The organism is uncultured Hymenobacter sp. (assembly GCF_964243305.1).
Taxonomy (GTDB): Bacteria; Bacteroidota; Bacteroidia; order Cytophagales; family Hymenobacteraceae; genus Hymenobacter.
On sequence record NZ_CAXTEF010000001.1, the window covers coordinates 306,528 to 324,086 of the forward strand.

At 62.4% G+C, this 17,559-nt stretch carries 17 protein-coding genes; 13 read left to right on the forward strand and 4 right to left on the reverse strand.

The features are described from left to right. Positions 1-31 precede the first annotated feature (31 nt). The 4 genes from ACFE70_RS01435 to ACFE70_RS01450 all read left to right on the forward strand — a co-directional run bounded on the left by ACFE70_RS01435 (position 32) and on the right by ACFE70_RS01450 (position 5,870). Positions 32-781, forward strand: a complete 750-nt coding sequence (locus ACFE70_RS01435; protein WP_375415919.1) for a LytR/AlgR family response regulator transcription factor — start codon at positions 32-34, stop codon at positions 779-781. An 81-nt stretch (positions 782-862) separates the two neighbouring features. Then, complete coding sequence (locus ACFE70_RS01440; protein ID WP_375415920.1) at positions 863-1,591, forward strand: hypothetical protein; 729 nt, start codon at positions 863-865, stop codon at positions 1,589-1,591. A 135-nt stretch (positions 1,592-1,726) separates the two neighbouring features. Then, positions 1,727-2,722: an MBL fold metallo-hydrolase gene (locus tag ACFE70_RS01445; protein ID WP_375415921.1), complete on the forward strand. Its 996-nt coding sequence runs from the start codon at positions 1,727-1,729 to the stop codon at positions 2,720-2,722. A gap of 325 nt (positions 2,723-3,047) precedes the next feature. Further along, positions 3,048-5,870, forward strand: a complete 2,823-nt coding sequence (locus ACFE70_RS01450; RefSeq protein WP_375415922.1) for a TonB-dependent receptor domain-containing protein — start codon at positions 3,048-3,050, stop codon at positions 5,868-5,870. Between the two features lie 156 nt (positions 5,871-6,026). Here the strand turns inward: ACFE70_RS01450 and ACFE70_RS01455 are convergent, their stop codons facing one another. Both ACFE70_RS01455 and ACFE70_RS01460 read right to left on the reverse strand, forming a co-directional pair. Continuing rightward, a complete protein-coding gene (locus ACFE70_RS01455) occupies positions 6,027-7,673 on the reverse strand; it encodes a M28 family peptidase (protein ID WP_375415923.1) in 1,647 nt (548 codons plus the stop codon). 169 nt (positions 7,674-7,842) lie between these two features. Next, entirely contained in the window at positions 7,843-8,826 is a 984-nt protein-coding gene (locus ACFE70_RS01460) for an OmpA family protein (RefSeq protein ID WP_375415924.1), read from the reverse strand. Positions 8,827-9,462: 636 nt separating this feature from the next. On the opposite strand from ACFE70_RS01460, the gene accD reads away from it, so the two are divergent. The 8 genes from accD (at position 9,463) to ACFE70_RS01500 (ending at position 16,052) form a co-directional block, all read left to right on the forward strand. Beyond that, positions 9,463-10,308 carry an acetyl-CoA carboxylase, carboxyltransferase subunit beta gene (gene accD, locus ACFE70_RS01465; protein ID WP_375415925.1) on the forward strand — a complete coding sequence of 282 codons (846 nt, stop codon included), beginning with the start codon at positions 9,463-9,465 and terminating at the stop codon, positions 10,306-10,308. A 207-nt stretch (positions 10,309-10,515) separates the two neighbouring features. Further along, positions 10,516-11,271 (forward strand): OmpA family protein, encoded by a 756-nt coding sequence (locus ACFE70_RS01470; protein WP_375415926.1) that lies wholly within the window; start codon positions 10,516-10,518, stop codon positions 11,269-11,271. A gap of 180 nt (positions 11,272-11,451) precedes the next feature. Then, positions 11,452-11,739, forward strand: coding sequence for a hypothetical protein (locus ACFE70_RS01475; RefSeq protein WP_375415927.1), 288 nt, complete (start codon positions 11,452-11,454; stop codon positions 11,737-11,739). A gap of 233 nt (positions 11,740-11,972) precedes the next feature. Next, entirely contained in the window at positions 11,973-12,707 is a 735-nt protein-coding gene (locus ACFE70_RS01480) for an OmpA family protein (protein WP_375415928.1), read from the forward strand. Positions 12,708-12,950: 243 nt separating this feature from the next. Beyond that, positions 12,951-13,715 carry an endonuclease III domain-containing protein gene (nth, locus tag ACFE70_RS01485; protein ID WP_375415929.1) on the forward strand — a complete coding sequence of 255 codons (765 nt, stop codon included), beginning with the start codon at positions 12,951-12,953 and terminating at the stop codon, positions 13,713-13,715. Positions 13,716-13,798: 83 nt separating this feature from the next. Next, positions 13,799-14,794 (forward strand): radical SAM protein, encoded by a 996-nt coding sequence (locus tag ACFE70_RS01490; RefSeq protein ID WP_375415930.1) that lies wholly within the window; start codon positions 13,799-13,801, stop codon positions 14,792-14,794. An 86-nt stretch (positions 14,795-14,880) separates the two neighbouring features. Further along, positions 14,881-15,399 carry a gamma carbonic anhydrase family protein gene (locus tag ACFE70_RS01495; protein ID WP_375415931.1) on the forward strand — a complete coding sequence of 173 codons (519 nt, stop codon included), beginning with the start codon at positions 14,881-14,883 and terminating at the stop codon, positions 15,397-15,399. A 188-nt stretch (positions 15,400-15,587) separates the two neighbouring features. Further along, positions 15,588-16,052 carry a hypothetical protein gene (locus ACFE70_RS01500; RefSeq protein WP_375415932.1) on the forward strand — a complete coding sequence of 155 codons (465 nt, stop codon included), beginning with the start codon at positions 15,588-15,590 and terminating at the stop codon, positions 16,050-16,052. A gap of 193 nt (positions 16,053-16,245) precedes the next feature. Here the strand turns inward: ACFE70_RS01500 and ACFE70_RS01505 are convergent, their stop codons facing one another. Then, on the reverse strand, positions 16,246-16,584 hold the full coding sequence (locus ACFE70_RS01505) for a hypothetical protein (protein WP_375415933.1): 339 nt from the start codon (positions 16,582-16,584) through the stop codon (positions 16,246-16,248). A 2-nt stretch (positions 16,585-16,586) separates the two neighbouring features. Between ACFE70_RS01505 and ACFE70_RS01510 the strand changes: the two genes are divergently transcribed. After that, the gene (locus ACFE70_RS01510; RefSeq protein WP_375415934.1) at positions 16,587-17,039 is read left to right on the forward strand and encodes a hypothetical protein; all 453 of its coding nucleotides are present in this window, start codon (positions 16,587-16,589) and stop codon (positions 17,037-17,039) included. A 4-nt stretch (positions 17,040-17,043) separates the two neighbouring features. Here the strand turns inward: ACFE70_RS01510 and ACFE70_RS01515 are convergent, their stop codons facing one another. Continuing rightward, on the reverse strand, positions 17,044-17,418 hold the full coding sequence (locus ACFE70_RS01515) for an RDD family protein (protein ID WP_375415935.1): 375 nt from the start codon (positions 17,416-17,418) through the stop codon (positions 17,044-17,046). Positions 17,419-17,559: the final 141 nt, after the last annotated feature.

A 17,559-nucleotide genomic window follows, 5' to 3' on the forward strand; every position in this document is an offset into this window, starting at 1 on the left:
TCGGTTTAAACTCTCAATCACCTATTCCCGGATGAACGTGCTGCTCGTTGACGATTCGCGCCTGGCCCGCGCCGAGCTGCGCCGCCTGCTGCAAGCCTTCCCCGACGTGGTGGTGAGTGGCGAAGCCCGCGACGCGCCCGCGGCCCGCGCCCAGCTCGCCGCCCAGCGCCCCGACCTTCTCCTGCTCGACATCCACATGCCCGGCGAAACCGGTTTCGAGCTGCTGGCCTCGCTGGACGCCGCCCCGCCGGTCGTGTTCACCACCGCCTACGACGCCCACGCCCTGCGCGCTTTCGAGGTGAATGCCCTCGACTACCTGCTCAAGCCCGTGCAGGAAGCCCGCCTGGCCGCCGCCCTCGACAAAGTCCGGGCGCAGCTCACGGCCGGGGGGCGGCCCAGCCCTACCCCCCCGCTGGCGTCCGAACCCGCCCCGACGGCCCCGCTCACCGAGCACGACCAGGTATTCGTCAAGGACGGGGAGCGGTGCTGGTTTGTGCGCCTGGCCGAGGTGCGGCTGTTTGAAATCAATGGCTCTCACACCCAGATTTACTTCGGCGAGCACCGCCCGCTCATCCCGCGCACGCTGGCCCAGCTCGAAGCCCGCCTCGACCCCAGGGTGTTTTTCCGGGCCAACCGCCAGCAGCTTATCAACCTCCACCACGTGGCCGGCATCGAGCCCTGGTTCAGCCATAGCCTGCGCCTGCGCTTGCGCGGCGGCCCGGAGGTGGTGGAAGTGTCGCGCCAGCAGTCCGTGCGCTTTCGCGAGCTGCTGAGCTTGTAGGCGCGCAGGGGGGGTAGGAAATGGTGGGTATATTTGGAAATCGAGTTACTCAGCGCGCTGACTTTTATTTCTACGCCCTTCATGACAAAGCCGCTACTCCTGGGCCTGCTGCTGGCCCTGGCCGGCCCCGCCGCCGCCCAGCACACCGAACTGATTGGCCGCGCCGGGCTGGGCCTGCTGCGGTTTGACGGGCGCGATGCGGCCCGCGTTTCAACCGTGAATTACGGCGGCGATTTTGAAGAGGGCGGCTACACCAACAATCCCTATGGGCGCCGGCTGGGCACGGGCTTTGGCCTGGCCGCGCGGGGGCCGCGCGTGGGGCCGCGCCGGGGGCTGGTCGCGCTGGAAGTGGGCTACGATTGGCTGCGCAGCCGCACCGACATTGCCTATGTGGACTATTTCGACCAGTTCGGTATCGCCCGGTATGCGGCCACTGGCACTACTCACCTGCTCACCAATCATATCGGTGCTTTCCTGGGGCTGGGACGCCGCTTCGGCCTGAAAAGTAAGAACATAAACCTGGACGTGCTGGCCGGCCCGGAGGCGGCGTTCGTTGTTGTTCTCTATGAGAAGGGCAGCGGCACCTTCAACGGCGCAGCCCGCTGGCGCACCGACCGGCCGCGAAATGGAGCGACGGCCGATGTTCGCCTGCGGGCCGACCTGACGGCCTGGCACCGGCGGCTGGGGCTCACGGCCAGCTACTCGCACGGCCTCAGCAACTACCGGCGCAATCTGGATGGCCTCGACCAGCAGCTATACTCCCGCGTCCTGCGCCTGGGTTTGGCGTACCGGCTGCGGGGCAAGCAGTAGGGCAAACGTTGGCATAGTCCGCGCGTGGACCGCTCGGACAAAGTATTCGGCGGACTATTCCAAGGTTGGCGCTACGGCCATTTCCAAAACAAATCAGTGGCTCCTGCGTCTGGCAGGAGCCACTTTGCTTTTCCTATGACCCCCAAAATCCAGGCCCGCTTCGACGGCACCCGCTATCACAACCCCGTGCCCACCACCGTCATGCCGCCCGGCGGCTACGCCGAAGCCCTCTGGCGCTGGGCGCGCACCGGCACCGGTCTGCGCGAGCCGGCCCGGCCGCTGGGCCCGTTTCGGCCCGACCCCACCGCGCTCGGCGCCCCGAGCGAAGACGTGGCCCTGACCTGGCTGGGCCACTCCACGGTGCTGATTGAGCTGAACGGCCAGCGCTTCCTGACCGACCCGGTGTGGGCCGAGCGCGCCTCGCCTACCCCCTACGTGGGGCCAAAGCGGTTTTTTGCCCCGCCGCTGCCGCTGCACCAGTTGCCGCACCTCGACGCCATCTTGCTCTCGCACGACCACTACGACCACCTCGATGCCCAGGCCATCCGCCACCTGGCGGGGCTCAACGTGCCGTTTTTCTGTCCGCTGGGGGTAGGGAATGTGCTGCGCAGCCTGGCCGGCCCGCGGGCCCGCGTCACGGAAATGGACTGGTGGCAGGAAACCGAGCTGGCGCCGGGCTTTAAGCTGGCTTGCACGCCGGCGCGGCACTTTTCCGGGCGTGGCCTGCTCGATAGGGACCACACGCTCTGGGCGTCGTGGGCGCTGCTGGGGCCGCGACAGCGGGTATTTTTCGGCGGCGACTCCGGCCCGTTCGAGGCGGGCTTCGCGGCGATTGGCCAAGCCTACGGGCCGTTTGACGTGGCGCTGCTCGAAATCGGGGCCTACGATGCGGAGTGGGCCGACATTCACATGGGCCCCACCGCCGCGCTGCAAGCGTATCAGCTGCTCGGCGCCCGGCAGCTGCTGCCCATCCACTGGGGCACGTTCAACCTGGCCTACCACGCCTGGACCGAGCCCGTGGAGCGCCTGCTGGCCGGCGCCGCGGCGGCGGGCGCCGCGTTGCTGCTGCCCCGGCCGGGGCAGCGCGTGCTGGCTGGCAGCGCGCCGCTTAACTCCGGCTGGTGGCGCTGAAAAACTGGAGTGCGGGCGCGCTGTCGTAAAATTGCAGGGTTAACTCCAGTCTGTATGCGCGCTGCTGCCCACCGGTTTTTGTGTTGTTGCGGCCCCGCTGCTGGCGGGAGCTGTTGTTGCTGAGGCCCACGAGCGCCGCACAAACGCCTTTCTACTGTACTTTTCCGGGAAACACTTGGCTCTTCGCCCTACCCCCTCGTCGGGGGCAGGCCGCAACTTTCGGGCGCGAGTCAGGTTGGGCTCCGGCAGCCGGCTGCTTTTCGCCAGGCTTCCTGCTTGTTCTTTCTTTTTCACTCTTTCTACCATTCACCAATTCTTTTCACTCATGAGAAATCTTTTACGCCTGTGGGTATGGCTGCTGCTGGCTTTGCCGGCCCTGGCGCAGGCTCAGCAAGTAACGGTCAGTGGCCGCGTAGTCGGTGCCCAGGGCGAGGCCCTGCCCGGCTCGACGGTGCTGGAGCGCGGCACCACCAACGGCACCAGCACCAACGCCGACGGCGGCTTCACGCTCTCCGTGGCGCCCGACGCAACGCTCACTATTCAGGCCATTGGCTTCACGGCCCAGCAAGTGCCGATTGGCGGCCGCACCGACTTGGGCAGCGTGCGCCTGGTTGCGGCCGCGCAGGATTTGAACGAGGTCGTCGTGACTGGCTCGCGCGCCACCGAGGGCCGCTCCAATATCCTGACCACCTCGCCGGTGGACGTGATTTCGGCCCGCGAAATCAGGGCCTTCGCCCAAACCGATGTCTCGCAGGTGCTCACGTATGCCGCGCCCTCATTTCAGTCGTCGCGCCAAACCATCTCCGACGGCACCGACCATGTCGACCCGGCCAGTCTACGCGGCCTCGGCCCCGACCAGGTGCTGGTGCTGGTCAATGGCAAGCGCCGCCACACCTCGGCCCTGGTGAACATCAACGGCACGGTCGGCCGCGGCTCGGTAGGCACTGACCTGAACGTGATTCCGCTGGCCAGCATCAAGCGCATCGAGGTGCTGCGCGAAGGCGCGGCGGCCCAGTACGGCTCTGACGCCATTGCCGGCGTCATCAACATTCAGCTCAAGGATGACTCGACGGGCGTGACGACGAGCGCCACCGCCGGCCAGACCTACGAGGGCGACGGCGAGGTATTTCAGGCCGACGGCAACGTGGGCGTGGGCCTGGGCGGCCGGGGCTTCCTGGATTTGAGCGGGCAGTTTCTCAACCGCGGCTACACCAACCGCTCGTTTGAGGACACGGCGCCGCTGATTTATCTGGGCGGCAACAGCGGTAACTACCCCGTCGGCACGGCCGCTGACACGGAGGTAGAGCGCCGGGCCCTGAAGGCGCAGGATGATGAGCAGGTGCGCCTGCGCGGCTTCGACCGCCGCAACCTGCGCGTGGGCAACTCGCAGACCCGCAACATCGGCGGCTTCCTCAACGGGGCTTACCGCCTCGGCGGGGGGGTAGAGGCCTACGTGTCGGGCGGCGCGACGCACCGCACGGGCAAGGCGGCCGGCTTCTATCGCCTGCCCAATCAGCTCACCCAGGTTGACTTGGTCGCCTTTCCCGATGGTTTTCTGCCCTTCATCAACACCACGATTAATGACCAGTCGGCCATCACCGGACTGCGCGCCACCTTTGGCGGCTTCGCCATTGATTTGAGCAACACCTACGGCCGCAACGAGCTGGCGTTTGACATTACGAACACGGTCAACGCCTCGCTGCTGCCGCAGGGCTTTCCGCAGCGCGAATTTTATGCTGGGGCGCTGAGCTTCAGCCAGAATACGACCAACCTGGGCGTGGTGCGCAGATTCAGCGAGGTCGGCCCGCTGGCGACGCTGAACGTGGCTTTCGGCGGCGAGTACCGCCGCGACAACTTCCAGATTGAAGCCGGCGAACCAAACTCCTACGTCAACGGTGGCCGCCTGATTGGCACCACGCCCGCGGCCTCGGGCTCGCAGGTATTTCCGGGCTACCAGCCGTCGGATGAGGTCGATAAGTCGCGCACCAACCTGGCCGGCTACCTCGATTTGGAAAGCGACATCACCGAAAGCCTGCTGGTGCGCCTGGCCGGCCGGGCCGAAGACTACTCTGATTTCGGCTCGAACGTGAGCGGGCAGCTGGCCGCCCGCTACAGCATCCTCAACGAGCTGGCGTTGCGCGGCTCCATCGGCAATGGCTTCCGCGCGCCCTCGCTCCAGCAGCGCTACTTTACCAACACCAGCACCCAGTTTGTGAGTGGCGTGGCCAACCAGGTGCTCACCGTGAACAACGACAACCCCATCGTGCGCAACAGCTTTGGCGGCACCGGCCAGCAGGGCTTCGGCGTGGGCTCGCTCAAGCAGGAAAAATCAGTGAACTACAGCCTAGGCCTGACCGCCCGCGTCGCGCAGTTCGTGACGCTGACCGTGGACGCCTACCAGATTGACATCGACGACCGGATTGTGCTGTCCTCGCAGTTTGCCAAAAGCAACCCGCCAGCCGCTACCCCCACGACGGTGGACCAGATTCTGGGAACGCTGCCCGTGAGCCGGGTGCAGTTCTTCGCCAATGCCATCGACACCCGCACCAGGGGCATTGATATCGTGGCCAACGGCCGCCTGCCGCTGGGCGACCGGGTCCGGGTGGGTTTGACGGCGGCTGCCAACTTTACCGAAACCAAGGTGCGGGGCCTCAACACCTCGTCTACCACCATTGATGCCGACCCACGCCTGCAAAACACGCTCTTCGACCGCCAGCAGGAGACCCGCATCGAGTCGGCCCAGCCGCGCAGCAAGATTAACCTGGCCGCCAACTTCAACTACGGCATCTTCGGCCTCGAAGCCCGCACCGTGCGCTTCGGCGAGGTGCAGTTCCGCGACGCCGACCCGGCCCGCGCCGAGCTGGTGGACCAGACGTTCGACGCCAAGTGGATTACCGACCTGACGCTGAGCGCCCAGATTCTGCCCCAGATTGGCCTCACCGTGGGCGTCAACAACCTGTTCGACGTGTACCCCGACCGGTTTCGCCTCAACCCGCGCAATGACCCCAACAACTTCTCCGTCGACCCCAACGCGAGCTTCAACTCCAGCCTCGACAATACCAACCGCGGCCGCTTCGTGTACAACGCCAACCAGTTCGGCTTCAACGGCGGCTACTACTTCGCCCGCCTGAACTTCTCGCTGCAATAGGGGGTAGGAAATTCGATTTGATGGTGCGAAAAAGGCCAGTCCCGGTGCGGGGCTGGCCTTTTTAATAGGTGTAGCGTGGACTCTGCGAGTCCGCGCGTGGGCAGGCTGGATAAGGTCGTGCGGGTATCGTTCCCGCGCGGACTCGCAGAGTCCGCGCTACTTGGCGCCGTAGCGCCGCCCGAAAAAGTCGCCCGCGTTCCAGGTGGGGCGGGCGGCAGCCTCGGCCACCTGGTAGCCGATGAGGAAGCTGAGCTGCACGTAGCGCCGGCCGGCCTCGAAGTCGAAGATGCCGCTCATATCGTCCTGGGGCTGGTGGTAAGTGGCCGCGCGCCAGGCTTTCACCTGCTCGGTGAGGTTGTTTTTGCCATCCGCCGTGCGGTCGCCATACTTGAGGTGCAGCGCCGGGATGCCCTGCGTGACGAAGCTGTACTGGTCGGAGCGGATAAAGCGGTTCTGGGCTGGCTCCGGGTCGGGCTCGACGGCGATGCCGAGGTAAGCGGCGGCCTGCGCCACGGGCGCCGCCAGCGTGGAGTGCGCCCCGCCCAGCGGCGTGACGGAGAGCAGCGGCGCGATAATCGTAGGCATGTCGGAGTTGATGTTGGCCACGATTTTCTCCCTGGCCACCGTGGGCCGGGCCGCGAAATAAGCCGAGCCCAGCAGGCCCTGCTCCTCGCTCGTGAGCAGCACGAACAGGACCGAGCGCCGCGGCTTTTCCTTCAGGCCCGCGTACAGCCGCGCCATTTCCAGCACGCAGGCCACGCCCGAGGCATTGTCGTGGGCGCCGTTGTATATCGAGTCGCCGCGCACCGGCGTGCCTACCCCCAGGTGGTCGAGGTGAGCCGAGTGCACCACGTATTCGTCGCGCAGCCGGGGGTCGGAGCCCGTGATTTTGCCGACTACATTATAGGAATCAAAATTCTGGTACGTGGCCTCATACTGCGCGCTCAGCGTGCCGTGCAGCGCCGCCGACGCCGGCCGCCCGGTCCGCAGCGCGCCATAAACCTGCGCCGTGTCCAGCGCCGACTGACTTAGAAACCGATTTAAGGTCGCCTCGCTGATGGCCGCGTAAAGTTGCAGGCCCGCGCCGGCCGCGTAGGTCCGCGAAGCTACCACCCGCCCATCGGGCCCGAGCGCCGCGTAGGTGCCGCGCGCCAGGCTGGGCACGGCGCCGGGCCCGGCCACCAGCAAGCCCACCGCGCCGTGCTGCCCGGCCGCCCGGAGCAAGCTCAGCAAATCCTGCGAGGCCGAGGCCACCGTGGACGCGAACGTGCCGGGCGCCCCGCGCCGCACCACCACGATTTTGCCCCGCACATCCAGCCCCGCGTAGTCGTCGTAGCCCAGCTCCGGCGCGCTGATGCCGAAGCCGGCGAAGGCCAGCGGCGCGTCGGCCACCCGCACGGCCGCAGTTTCCGGGTTAGGGTAGATAGCGGCGTCCTGGCCCAGGAGCAGGGGGGTAGGGACTGCGCTTTTCCAGCTCAGCGTGGCGCCCGGCCGCAGGGTGCTGCGGCGCAGGCGCACGCGCTGGGCGTAGGCGCCTTGGTCACCGGCCGGCTGCACGCCCAGCTTTTTGAGTTGAGCGCTCACGTAGTCTACGGCCAACTGGTAGCCGGGGGTGCCGGGCTGGCGCCCACGCAGGCGGTCATCGGCCAGGTAGGCAACGTGGCTTTTGAGGTTGGCCGGGCGCACAGTCTCCAGCGCCTGCGTCACGGGCTTGGGCAGGAGTAGGGGAGTGGGGGTTTGGGCCTGAATGTGGCTGCTTAGCAGCAAAGCACCGAAGACTAGGGAGCGGGGAAGCCGAGCCATTGAAAACTAAAAATTTACATAGTCAAAAGCGCCAACCAAAAAGAACGTCATGCTGAGCTTGCGAAGCATCTTCTCGCTGTAGAACGAAGTCAGATTACTGCGTCGCTCTAACCTGAGAAGATGCTTCGCAAGCTCAGCATGACGTTCTTCTAGTTCAATTGCTGCCGGACTACTTGGCCGCGCTGGAGCTGCCGTCTAGAATTTGAAACAGCTCGTCAAGCTTGGGCGTGAGGATGATTTCGGTGCGGCGGTTCTGAGCCTTGGCCTGGGGCGAGTCGTTGGCGGCGACGGGCACGTACTGGCTGCGGCCCGAGGCCGTGACGCGCGCCGGTGCCACGCCGCTGCCCGTGAGCAGACGCGCGATTTCAGTGGCCCGCAGCGCGCTCAGGTCCCAGTTATCGGTCAGGCCGGCCGTGCCGCGCGCGATGGGCACGTTATCGGTATGGCCTTCCACGACCACGTTGACGTCTTTTTGCTCCTGGAGCACGGCGGCCAGCTTTTTGAGCGCCTCCTGGCCCTTGGGGTCCACTTTCGTGGAGCCGGATTTGAACAGCAGCTGCTCGGAAAGCGAGACGTACACCTTGCCATCCTTGAGCCGGACCTGCAAATCATTGGAGTTGAAGCTGAGCAGCGCCTTGCTCACGCGGGCCTTGAGGTCGTTCACAGCCTGGTCTTTCTCGGCCAGGGCCTGGGTCAGCTCCGTGAGGCGGGTTTCGCGGACTTTGAGGTCGGCGGCGAGGCGCTGGTTGTCGGCCTCGCGGCGGGCCAAATCCTGGGCCACTTTGTCGTAGTCCGACGACTTGTTGGCCAGCTGCCGGTCGCTGTTTTTGAGCAGCTTGTCGTAGCTCTCGTTCAGGTCGCGGTTGAGGGTGCGGGTTTTGCGCAGGCTGAGGCCGGTCTGGGTCGAGTCGGTGACGAGGCGCTGGCGGTCGAGGCGCACCTGGGCTAACTCGTCGCTGGTTTTTTGCAGCGCCGCGGTGGCCGTGCGCAACTGGCGCTCGGCGCTGTCCTTGCCCTGGGCGTCGGCGGTTTGGCGGGCTTGCAGCTCGTCGTATTTGCGGGCGGCCACGCAGCCGGACAGTGTGGCCGCGCCCAGCAGCGTTGCGGCCACGAGCAGGGGTAGGGAAGCACGCTTAGTAGGGCTTGCTTGCATAGAGGGGGGTAGGGAATAGTGATGTTGGGTAAGAGGCTTAAAAGGCGGTCCTGCTTCATCTAGCGTCCGCTTGCCGAAGCATCTCGCCAGGGGAAGTAATTTAATCGTTGCAGTGCCAGTGACTACTACTGCCTGCGAGATGCTTCGGCAAGCGGACGCTAAATGAAGCAGGACCGCCTTTTATTTCAGATAAGCTTTAGAGGTAAAGCCCGATTTTTGGCCGGCAAGGTAGCGCCCCGCCGCTGCCTGGCGCAAGCGGCGGGGCGTTTCCCGCCGGCCCGCCAAGCGCTTTCCGGCCTATCTTTGCCGGCTGCCCGCTGATTTCTCTACCCCCTCTTTTCTGTCCGGCATGGCCCTGCGCATCACCTCCAGCGCCAACACCGGGCGGGCAAAGCCTGATGTCGGGCCGCAAAGCCTTCCCGTGCTCTTTCGCCGAAGGCGCCGGGCGGCTGCACGCCATCCAGGACGTGTACCTGGACGAGACTGTCACGCTCACTTAATTCAATTATGAGTTATAAATTATAAGTTACGAGTTACTGAATAGCTCTTTCTGCTTAGCCACTGCCTAAGCAGCTAATCAAACTCTGATTTAATACGATTCATAACTCATAACTTTTAACTCATACACTACAAAAGATGGCTTGGTTTAAGCGGCAGGAGAAAGGCATCAGCACGCCCACGGAAGAAAAAAAAGAGACGCCCGACGGGCTGTGGTGGAAGTGCCCGGAGTGCAAGACCGTGGCCACGATGGCCGAGCACAAGCGCCTGCACTACGTCTGCGGCCAGTGCAACCACCACGACCGCATCGCTGCGGCCGACTACTTTGAGCTGCTCTTTGATGAAGGCCAGTTCACGGAGCTGGACGCCAACCTGACTTCGGGCGACCCGCTGGACTTCGTGGACACCAAGGGCTACCCGCAGCGCGTGGCCGCCACCGAGAAAAACACCGGCCTCAAGGATGCGGTGCGCACGGCGCACGGGCTCTCGGCCGGGCAGCCGCTGGTGATTGCGGCAATGGACTTTAAGTTTATCGGCGGCTCGATGGGCTCGGTGGTGGGCGAGAAGATTGCCCGCGCCATCGACTATGCCCGCCAAAATCAAACGCCGTTCCTGATGATTTCGCGCTCCGGCGGCGCCCGCATGATGGAAGCCGGCTACTCACTCATGCAGATGGCCAAGACGTCGGCCAAGCTGGCCCTGCTCGCCGAAGCCGGCGTGCCCTACGTGAGCCTGCTCACGGACCCCACGACGGGCGGCGTAACGGCCTCGTTCGCCATGCTCGGCGACTTCAATATTGCCGAGCCGGGCGCGCTCATCGGCTTCGCCGGTCCGCGCGTCATCAAGGAAACCATCGGCAAAGACCTGCCCAAGGACTTCCAGAGCGCCGAATTTGTGCTCGAGCACGGCTTTTTGGACTTCATCGTGGACCGCCGCGAACTGAAGCAGCGCCTGGCGGATTTGCTGGGAATGCTGGCGCGTTGAATCAACAGGAGGAGGTAGGGCGCCCGGCGCCCGGACCGGCAGGCCAGTTCCCTACCCCCCTCCTATTAATTCAACGCATTGTGCCAGACTGGCTGGCTTTGGCACGCTCCTTGAAAAACCCGTTTCCACAACCGGAGCGGGTTTTTCCGTATAAGGCCCGGCTTGCCGGTGAGTTTCCACCGGATTTAAACTCATTTAACGATTCTCATGAATACGTCTCACAAATCTTTGCTGTCTGTGCTAATGGCCTTTGTGCTGCTGTTTAGCTCCTGCGCCACTTCGCAGCAGGCCAGCACCAGCGGCACCCAGCCCGACCTTTCAACCAGCAACGGCACGGGCGCCCGCAAAACGGGCATGAAGAAAACCACCAAGGGGGGCCTGATTGGGGCCGGCGCGGGTGCCGCGGCGGGCGCCGTGCTAGGGCGCGTGATTGGCGGCAAGGGCGGCACGGCCATCGGCGCCATCATTGGGGCCGCGGCGGGCGGCACCACCGGTGCTATTATTGGCCGCCGCATGGATAAGCAGGCTGAGGAATTGCAGCGCGACATGCAGAACGCCCGCGTCGAGCGGGTCGGCGAGGGCATCAAAATTACCTTCGACTCGGGTATCCTGTTCGATACTAACTCGGCCACCTTGCGGTCGGCCTCCAACACGGAAATCCAGAAGATGGCCGCTGTGCTCCAGAAATATCCGGACACGAACGTGCTCGTGGAAGGCCACACCGATAATACCGGCTCGGATGCCGTCAACCAGCCGCTGAGTGAGCGCCGGGCGCAGGCCGTGGCCAACTACACCACTTCGCAGGGCGTTGACGCTTCGCGCGTTACGACCAAGGGCTACGGCGCCAGCCAGCCTGTGGCCGACAACACCACGGCCGAAGGCAAGCAGGCCAACCGCCGCGTGGAAATCGCCATTTTCGCCAACGATAAAATGAAAAAGGCCGCCGAGGAAGGCCGCCTGTAAGCTTGCTGCGGCGGAGTTGATTTCAGCAGCTTTCACCTTCAAAAAACGGCTGTCCGCTTCGGACAGCCGTTTTTTTGCGGCGTGGCCTCGGTAACTCGGAATTCGGGGCTTGCGTTTAGAAATCCAACAGCCATCCAGAGGCTGGTGGTTCAGCTACGTTTCATCGAAATCCACTTGGTCATGAAAACCTTCAAACTGATTTTTGTCTTCCTGCTCAGCTTTTTTGTGCTCACCACGTCGGCCTACGCCCAGGAGGGCAAGCGCATGAGTGGTAAAAAGAAGGGCACGCTCATTGGCGCCGGTGCCGGCGCTGTCGGCGGGGCCGTGATTGGCAAGGGGGTAGGCGGCGCCATTATTGGCGGCGCGGCCGGCGCCCTCGGCGGCCGGGCGCTGGGCAAGCGCGCCGACCGCAAGAAAGCAGAGCGGGCGCGTCAGCAGCAGCGCTCAGTATCTAACCAGAACCTGTAGCCGCCCTGTCGCGGTTGGCCGGCTATCCGGCCTCTTTCATAGTTCAGGAGGGGGTAGGCGAACGAAGAAGCCTCGCTTATGGCGGGGCTTCTTCGTTGAGTAATCAAATATGAGGTCGGGACAGCCTGAGCTGTAAAGTTTGGCAAGGTGGTTGTCAATGGCTTATTTGCCGGCCTAACTGGCTTTTCAACCTTCCTGGCCCGGCATCTTTTTCACCAAACCCTTTTTCTGACATGAAAAATCTTCGTTCATCCATCGCCTTCCTGCTGACCCTGCTGATGTTGGGCACCAGCGTTGCGCAAGCTCAGGACGGCACGTCCAGCACCAGCACAGTAGGCAGCTCGCGGCCGAAAGGCACCATGAGCAAAACCGCCAAGGGCGGCATCATCGGCGGCCTGGGCGGGGCCGTGGCGGGCGGCGTGGCGGGCCGGCTGATTGGCGGTAAGAAAGGCACGGCTAAGGGCGCCATCATCGGGGCCGTCGTGGGCGGCTCGGCCGGGGCGCTCATTGGCCGCCGCATGGATAAGCAGGCCGCCGAGTTGCGCCGCGAGCTGGAAGGCGCCACGGTAGAGCGCGTCGGTGAGGGCATCAAGATTACTTTCGCCTCGGGCATTCTGTATGATACCAACTCAGCGGCTCTCAAGCCCGCCGCCGTGGCTAACATCGACGAGATGGCTGCTACGATGCAGAAATATGCCGACACCAACATCCTCATTGAAGGCCACACCGATAACTCCGGCTCGGACGCCATCAACCAGCCGCTGTCGCAGCGCCGGGCCCAATCGGTGGCCAACGAGCTGATGGCCAAAGGTGTTGAGTCCGAGCGGGTTGAGACCAAAGGTTACGGCTCGTCGCAGCCCGTTGCCGATAATACCTCCGCTACCGGCAAGTCGGCCAACCGCCGCGTGGAAGTGGCCATCTTCGCCAACGAGCAAATGAAGAAAGCCGCCAAGCGCGGCCTGCTGTAACGTCTGAACCACGAATCAAGCAGATTTAGTGGATTAGTCGGATTTTATAGTTGACCAACCCCCTAGCTCGGTTGATTTTCGTATCGCTGAAGGGCCGCTCATTAGAGCGGCCCTTTTTGCTGTTTACCCTTTAAGCTCGGCATCTTCCTCCGAACAGCATAAATAGCAAGCATAGACGATTGAAAGCCGATAAAATCTGAATCGTCCCCGAAATCCGACCAATCCGTTTAATCCGATAAATCCGTGGTTCAGACAACCTACGCCGCGCCGCCCGCCGAAAAAACCCTGGCCGACCACGCTATCCTCGACCACTTCTACGGCCACCTGCCGCCTACCCCCCGCCGCACGCCCATGCGCGAGCTGGTGTCGACTATTCTCTCGCACCGCACCACCCACGCCGACGAAGAGCTGGCCTACGACCGGATGCTGGCCGAGTTTGGCGACTGGGCCGGCGTGCTGGCCGCGCCTACCCCCGCCCTGGCGCACGCCATTCGCACCACGCGCTGGCCCGATACGCAGGCCCCGCGCATTCAGGAGGTGCTGCGGCGCATTCAGACGGAGACGGGCGGACCATTCTCGCTTGATTTCCTGGCCGACTGGCCCGTGGAGCGCGCCATGCAATGGCTGACCGACATGCCCGGCATCGGCCTGAAAACGGCTTCGCTGGTTTTGCTCTTCAACTTCTTGAAGCCCGTGCTGCCCGTTGATGCGCACGTGCACCGCGTAGCGCAGCGGGTCGGGTTTCTGGGCCCGAAAGTATCGGTAGAGAAAGCCCACGCCGTGCTGCTGGCCCTGCTGCCGGCCGATGGGGAGCAGCTCTACAACTTCCACAAGCACAATTACTGGCACGGGCAGCAAATCTGCTTTTTCCTCAAACCTAATTGCCCGCGCTGCCCGCTCAAGGGCTTTTGCAACTACTATTTAGAGCACTACGGCGAAGCCACGGCCGAAGCGCTGACCGCTACCCCCGCCAAGTGGAACGAAGCCTGGGGCAAGCTGCCGCACTAACTTCGTAGCGCGGACTTTGTAGTCCGCGACCGGGCCGTTCAGGCTTCGTTTACTCGCGAACTGCAAAGTCCGCGCTACTGCTAATGCGCCTCGTCAAACACCCCGTTTTGTGCAACTACTACGTCACGTACCGCTGCAATGCGAAGTGCGCGTTTTGCGACATCTGGGAAAAGCCCTCGCCCTACATCGAGCTGGCCGACGTGGAGCGCAACCTGCGCGACCTCAAAAAGCTGGGCGTCAGTGTGATTGACTTCACCGGCGGCGAGCCGCTGCTGCACCGGCAGCTGCCCGAGTTCCTGGCCCTGGCCCGGCGGCTGGGCTTTATCACGACCGTGACCACCAATGGCCTGCTCTATCCCAAAAACGCCGAAAAGCTGCGCGGGCTGGTCGATATGCTGCACTTCTCGCTTGACTCGGCCGACCGTGACACCCACGACCTCGGCCGCGGCGTGGCCTGCTACGATTTCGTGCTCGAAAGCATCCGCGTAGCTAGAAAGCTGGGCGAGCGCCCCGATATTCTGTTTACCGTTTTTCGAAAAAATCTGGCTGATTTAGAACGGGTTTATCAAGAAATAGCCCAACCCAATGGCCTGATACTCATCCTGAACCCCGCTTTTGAGTACGGCGACGTGGAGACCGGTGAGCAGCTAACCGAAGACGAGCTGGATTACCTCTCTGCCTTCGGTAAGCGCCGCGGTGTGTACTTGAATGAGGGCTTCATCAAGCTGCGGCGTGATGGTGGCAACCACGTGGCCGCGCCCGTGTGCCGGGCCGCGAGCACGACGCTCGTCATCTCACCTTATAATGAGCTGGTGCTGCCCTGCTACCACCTGGGCCAGCAAAAATTTCCGGTTGAGGGGCGCTTGTTTGAGCTATACAGCTCGGCCGAAGTGCAGCGTCTGGCGGCGCTCGAAGGCCGCCTGCCAGCCTGCGAGGGCTGCACCATCAACTGCTACATGCAGCCTAGCTTCGCAGTCGAAACCAGCAAATACTTCTGGTCGGCGCTGCCCAGCACACTGAAATATAACTGGGAAAAAGGCACCTGGAAGCGGCTTCTCTCAGTGAACAGTTATCAGTGAGCAATGAACAGTGTCGTTCTTGCGGCTTACCCGATAATTACTCACTGCTCACTGCTCACTGCTCACTAATAACTGTTCACCGCAAAATGTCCGCGCTTATCCTGCCCGTTCACGGCATCCTGCCCCAGATTGGACCTGACTGCTTCATTGCCGATAATGCCACCATCGTCGGCGACGTGGTATTGGGCCGGGGCTGCACGGTCTGGTTCACGGCCGTCATTCGCGGGGATGTGCATCGCATCCGCATCGGCGGCGAAACCAACGTGCAGGACGGCGCCGTGCTGCACTGTACGTATCAAAAAGCCCCGCTCACCATCGGCTCGCGCGTAAGCATTGGGCACCGGGCCTTGGTGCACGGCTGCACCGTCGAGGACGATGTGCTCATCGGCATGGGCGCCATCGTGATGGACCACGCCGTGGTGGGCGCCGGCTGCATCATTGCGGCCGGGGCCGTGGTGCTGGAGAATTTCCAGTGCGAGCCGGGCTTCCTCTACGCCGGCGTGCCAGCCCGCAAAATCAAGCCCGTGACCGAGGAGCAGCGAGAAGGGCTGCGGCGCACGGCCAGCAATTATCAGCTGTATGCGAGCTGGTTTGCGCCAGAATGATTTTTGCAATGTCCTTAAAATAAACGATGCATGTGGTTGTAGATTGCTGTTGAGCAGTTGTTTAATGGGACAGTAGCTTTGATTTAATCAGCAAAACAGAGTCTGATAAATTAAATTTTTGATTTGTTAATCAGCGTGAAGGGGTGTACTTGCCGGCGTAAGCTTTACCGACCTCAACCGAACGCGCCATGCTTCACTACTTCGCCCAGCGAAACGCTGCCAAGTTCTTCCTCATCTGCGCTCTCAGCGGTTGCAGCCGGGCCAGCTATGTTTTTAAGCCAGCTGTGCCAGCTTATCAGAATGGTGATTCAGCGACTCCAACAGTAATTAGAGTTTCTGAAATTATGGCCGTACCCGCGGCGCCAGCCGCGGCTTCCGTCTCAGCTATGGCAGCACAGCCAGTGATTGTCGGCAGTCCGGGCCCGACTATCTTAGCTAAGATAGATGAAATTGAAGCACCAGTTAAGCCTTCACCAACTCTACAGATTGTGGGGCATAAAGCACTTAAACAGTTCAGTAAGGTTCAAGGCCGAAGAAAGCAGAATGCTACTAAGGTCGTTCAGCCCACCTCAAAAAAGGGAGGTGCTACTGCATTAATTCTAGCTGGTTTATTACTCGTCTTATTCGTAGTTTTAATAAGTATAAGTTTGTAATCTAGGGAGATTAATCCCTACCCCCCCCACCAGTGCTTCGTCGCCGTCAACGCGCACGGGCTGCACGACGCGCAGCACAGAATTATTGGCTATATGCCAGCTGGTTTGACCCTGACTTCTACAAAGACGCCTTAACAAAAATGGCCGCGTCTGCCCAAAAGCACACGCGGCCATTTGAGGGCTGTCTAGCAGACTATTTAATAGCAGGAGTCGAAGCTGGCGCTACCGGCGGCGCGGTAGTGGCTGGGGCGGCTGCCGGGGCTGCCGCCGATTTCAGGGGGGTAGTCCCGCCCGATGGCAGAGTGGGGTGGGGCCGGTAGATGGCGCCCGTAGCAAAATCAACGCCGGCCCCAAGCAGGCCGACCAGTAGTAGGTCGGCCACTAAGGCGCCAACCCGAACTTCTCGTTGTGGCTGTCCCGGCAGCGGCTTCGTACGCTGATAATCGGTGATGGGGCCACCTAGAATAGTAGCGCAACTCGAAAGAGAAGAGGCAATCAGCCCGAAGGCAATCAACTGTCGAAGTTTAAACATATGTGAATGAAGAAAAGTGGAAGGAAGTTAAAGTGAGAATTTCTCGTGTAAGTAGCTGGCTGCAAGCAGACTATATTATGAAGCTGCCGTGTAGTCTCAGTAAAAAGCCGTGGCCTCCTGTAACAAGAGAACCACGGCTTCCAGAAGGCGGCTTTCGCAAGCTATTTGCTCGTCGGCTTGGGCTTGTATATAGCGCCGGTCGCAAAATCAATGCCGGTCCCGATAATGCCCGTCAGCAGAATATCGGCCACGAGCGCGCCAACCCTGACTTCGCGCTGCGGCTGCCCAGCGGCGGGCTTAGTCTTTTGATAATCGGTGATGGGGCCGCCAAGAATGGTGGCGCAACTGGAAGCGGAAACGGTCAGCAAACCAAAAGCAACGATTTGACGAAGTTTATGCATGTAAAGCGTTTGAAAAAGTGGAAAAGGACGATTTTGCTGCCAAGCTACGGCTAAATCTTCAATAGTCCATATACACCACCTTCGTGCCCGAGAGGGTATCGTGCCAGCCGAGGCCGCGCCGGCTGAAAAGCAGGCTTAGCGGCTCCAGGGGTAGAAAGCGGCACAGCGTGCGCAGCAGCAAGCGGCCGGTGCCGGGTTTGTCGTCATCGGCGGTAACTACCAGCGTGTGGAGCAGAGCCTTGCCCACTGTGCGCCTGAAAAGCAGCTCGGCCGTAGCGTAGTAGCCAAAGCTGATGGCCAGCACCAGTAGCCGAAAATGTTCTACCGGTACCATCCGCTCTGGTAAGGTGCGAACTACGCCGGTGAAAAGCAGTAGAATGCAGAACGCGTCAATAAGCCAAGTAGACAAGCGGCGCAGCTTTGAAACTTCCATGCTGCAAAAGTAGGCAGCAAACAGTTCAGCTACCCCCCGCCAGCGTCTCGTCGCCGTCAATCCGTACGGGCTGCACGACGCGCAGCTCGACCAGCTCCACGACGCGGCCCGCGCGGCTGAGCACCCGGAACTCGTAGGGGT

Bases quoted from the DNA above. Each gene is read 5' to 3' on its own strand.
- ACFE70_RS01435 (WP_375415919.1), top strand. From the start codon at position 32: ATGAACGTGCTGCTCGTTGACGATTCGCGCCTGGCCCGCGCCGAGCTG.
- ACFE70_RS01440 (WP_375415920.1), top strand. From the start codon at position 863: ATGACAAAGCCGCTACTCCTGGGCCTGCTGCTGGCCCTGGCCGGCCCC.
- ACFE70_RS01445 (WP_375415921.1), top strand. From the start codon at position 1,727: ATGACCCCCAAAATCCAGGCCCGCTTCGACGGCACCCGCTATCACAAC.
- ACFE70_RS01450 (WP_375415922.1), top strand. From the start codon at position 3,048: ATGAGAAATCTTTTACGCCTGTGGGTATGGCTGCTGCTGGCTTTGCCG.
- ACFE70_RS01455 (WP_375415923.1), bottom strand. From the start codon at position 7,673: ATGGCTCGGCTTCCCCGCTCCCTAGTCTTCGGTGCTTTGCTGCTAAGC.
- ACFE70_RS01460 (WP_375415924.1), bottom strand. From the start codon at position 8,826: ATGCAAGCAAGCCCTACTAAGCGTGCTTCCCTACCCCTGCTCGTGGCC.
- accD (WP_375415925.1), top strand. From the start codon at position 9,463: ATGGCTTGGTTTAAGCGGCAGGAGAAAGGCATCAGCACGCCCACGGAA.
- ACFE70_RS01470 (WP_375415926.1), top strand. From the start codon at position 10,516: ATGAATACGTCTCACAAATCTTTGCTGTCTGTGCTAATGGCCTTTGTG.
- ACFE70_RS01475 (WP_375415927.1), top strand. From the start codon at position 11,452: ATGAAAACCTTCAAACTGATTTTTGTCTTCCTGCTCAGCTTTTTTGTG.
- ACFE70_RS01480 (WP_375415928.1), top strand. From the start codon at position 11,973: ATGAAAAATCTTCGTTCATCCATCGCCTTCCTGCTGACCCTGCTGATG.
- ACFE70_RS01490 (WP_375415930.1), top strand. From the start codon at position 13,799: ATGCGCCTCGTCAAACACCCCGTTTTGTGCAACTACTACGTCACGTAC.
- ACFE70_RS01495 (WP_375415931.1), top strand. From the start codon at position 14,881: ATGTCCGCGCTTATCCTGCCCGTTCACGGCATCCTGCCCCAGATTGGA.
- ACFE70_RS01500 (WP_375415932.1), top strand. From the start codon at position 15,588: ATGCTTCACTACTTCGCCCAGCGAAACGCTGCCAAGTTCTTCCTCATC.
- ACFE70_RS01505 (WP_375415933.1), bottom strand. From the start codon at position 16,584: ATGTTTAAACTTCGACAGTTGATTGCCTTCGGGCTGATTGCCTCTTCT.
- ACFE70_RS01515 (WP_375415935.1), bottom strand. From the start codon at position 17,418: ATGGAAGTTTCAAAGCTGCGCCGCTTGTCTACTTGGCTTATTGACGCG.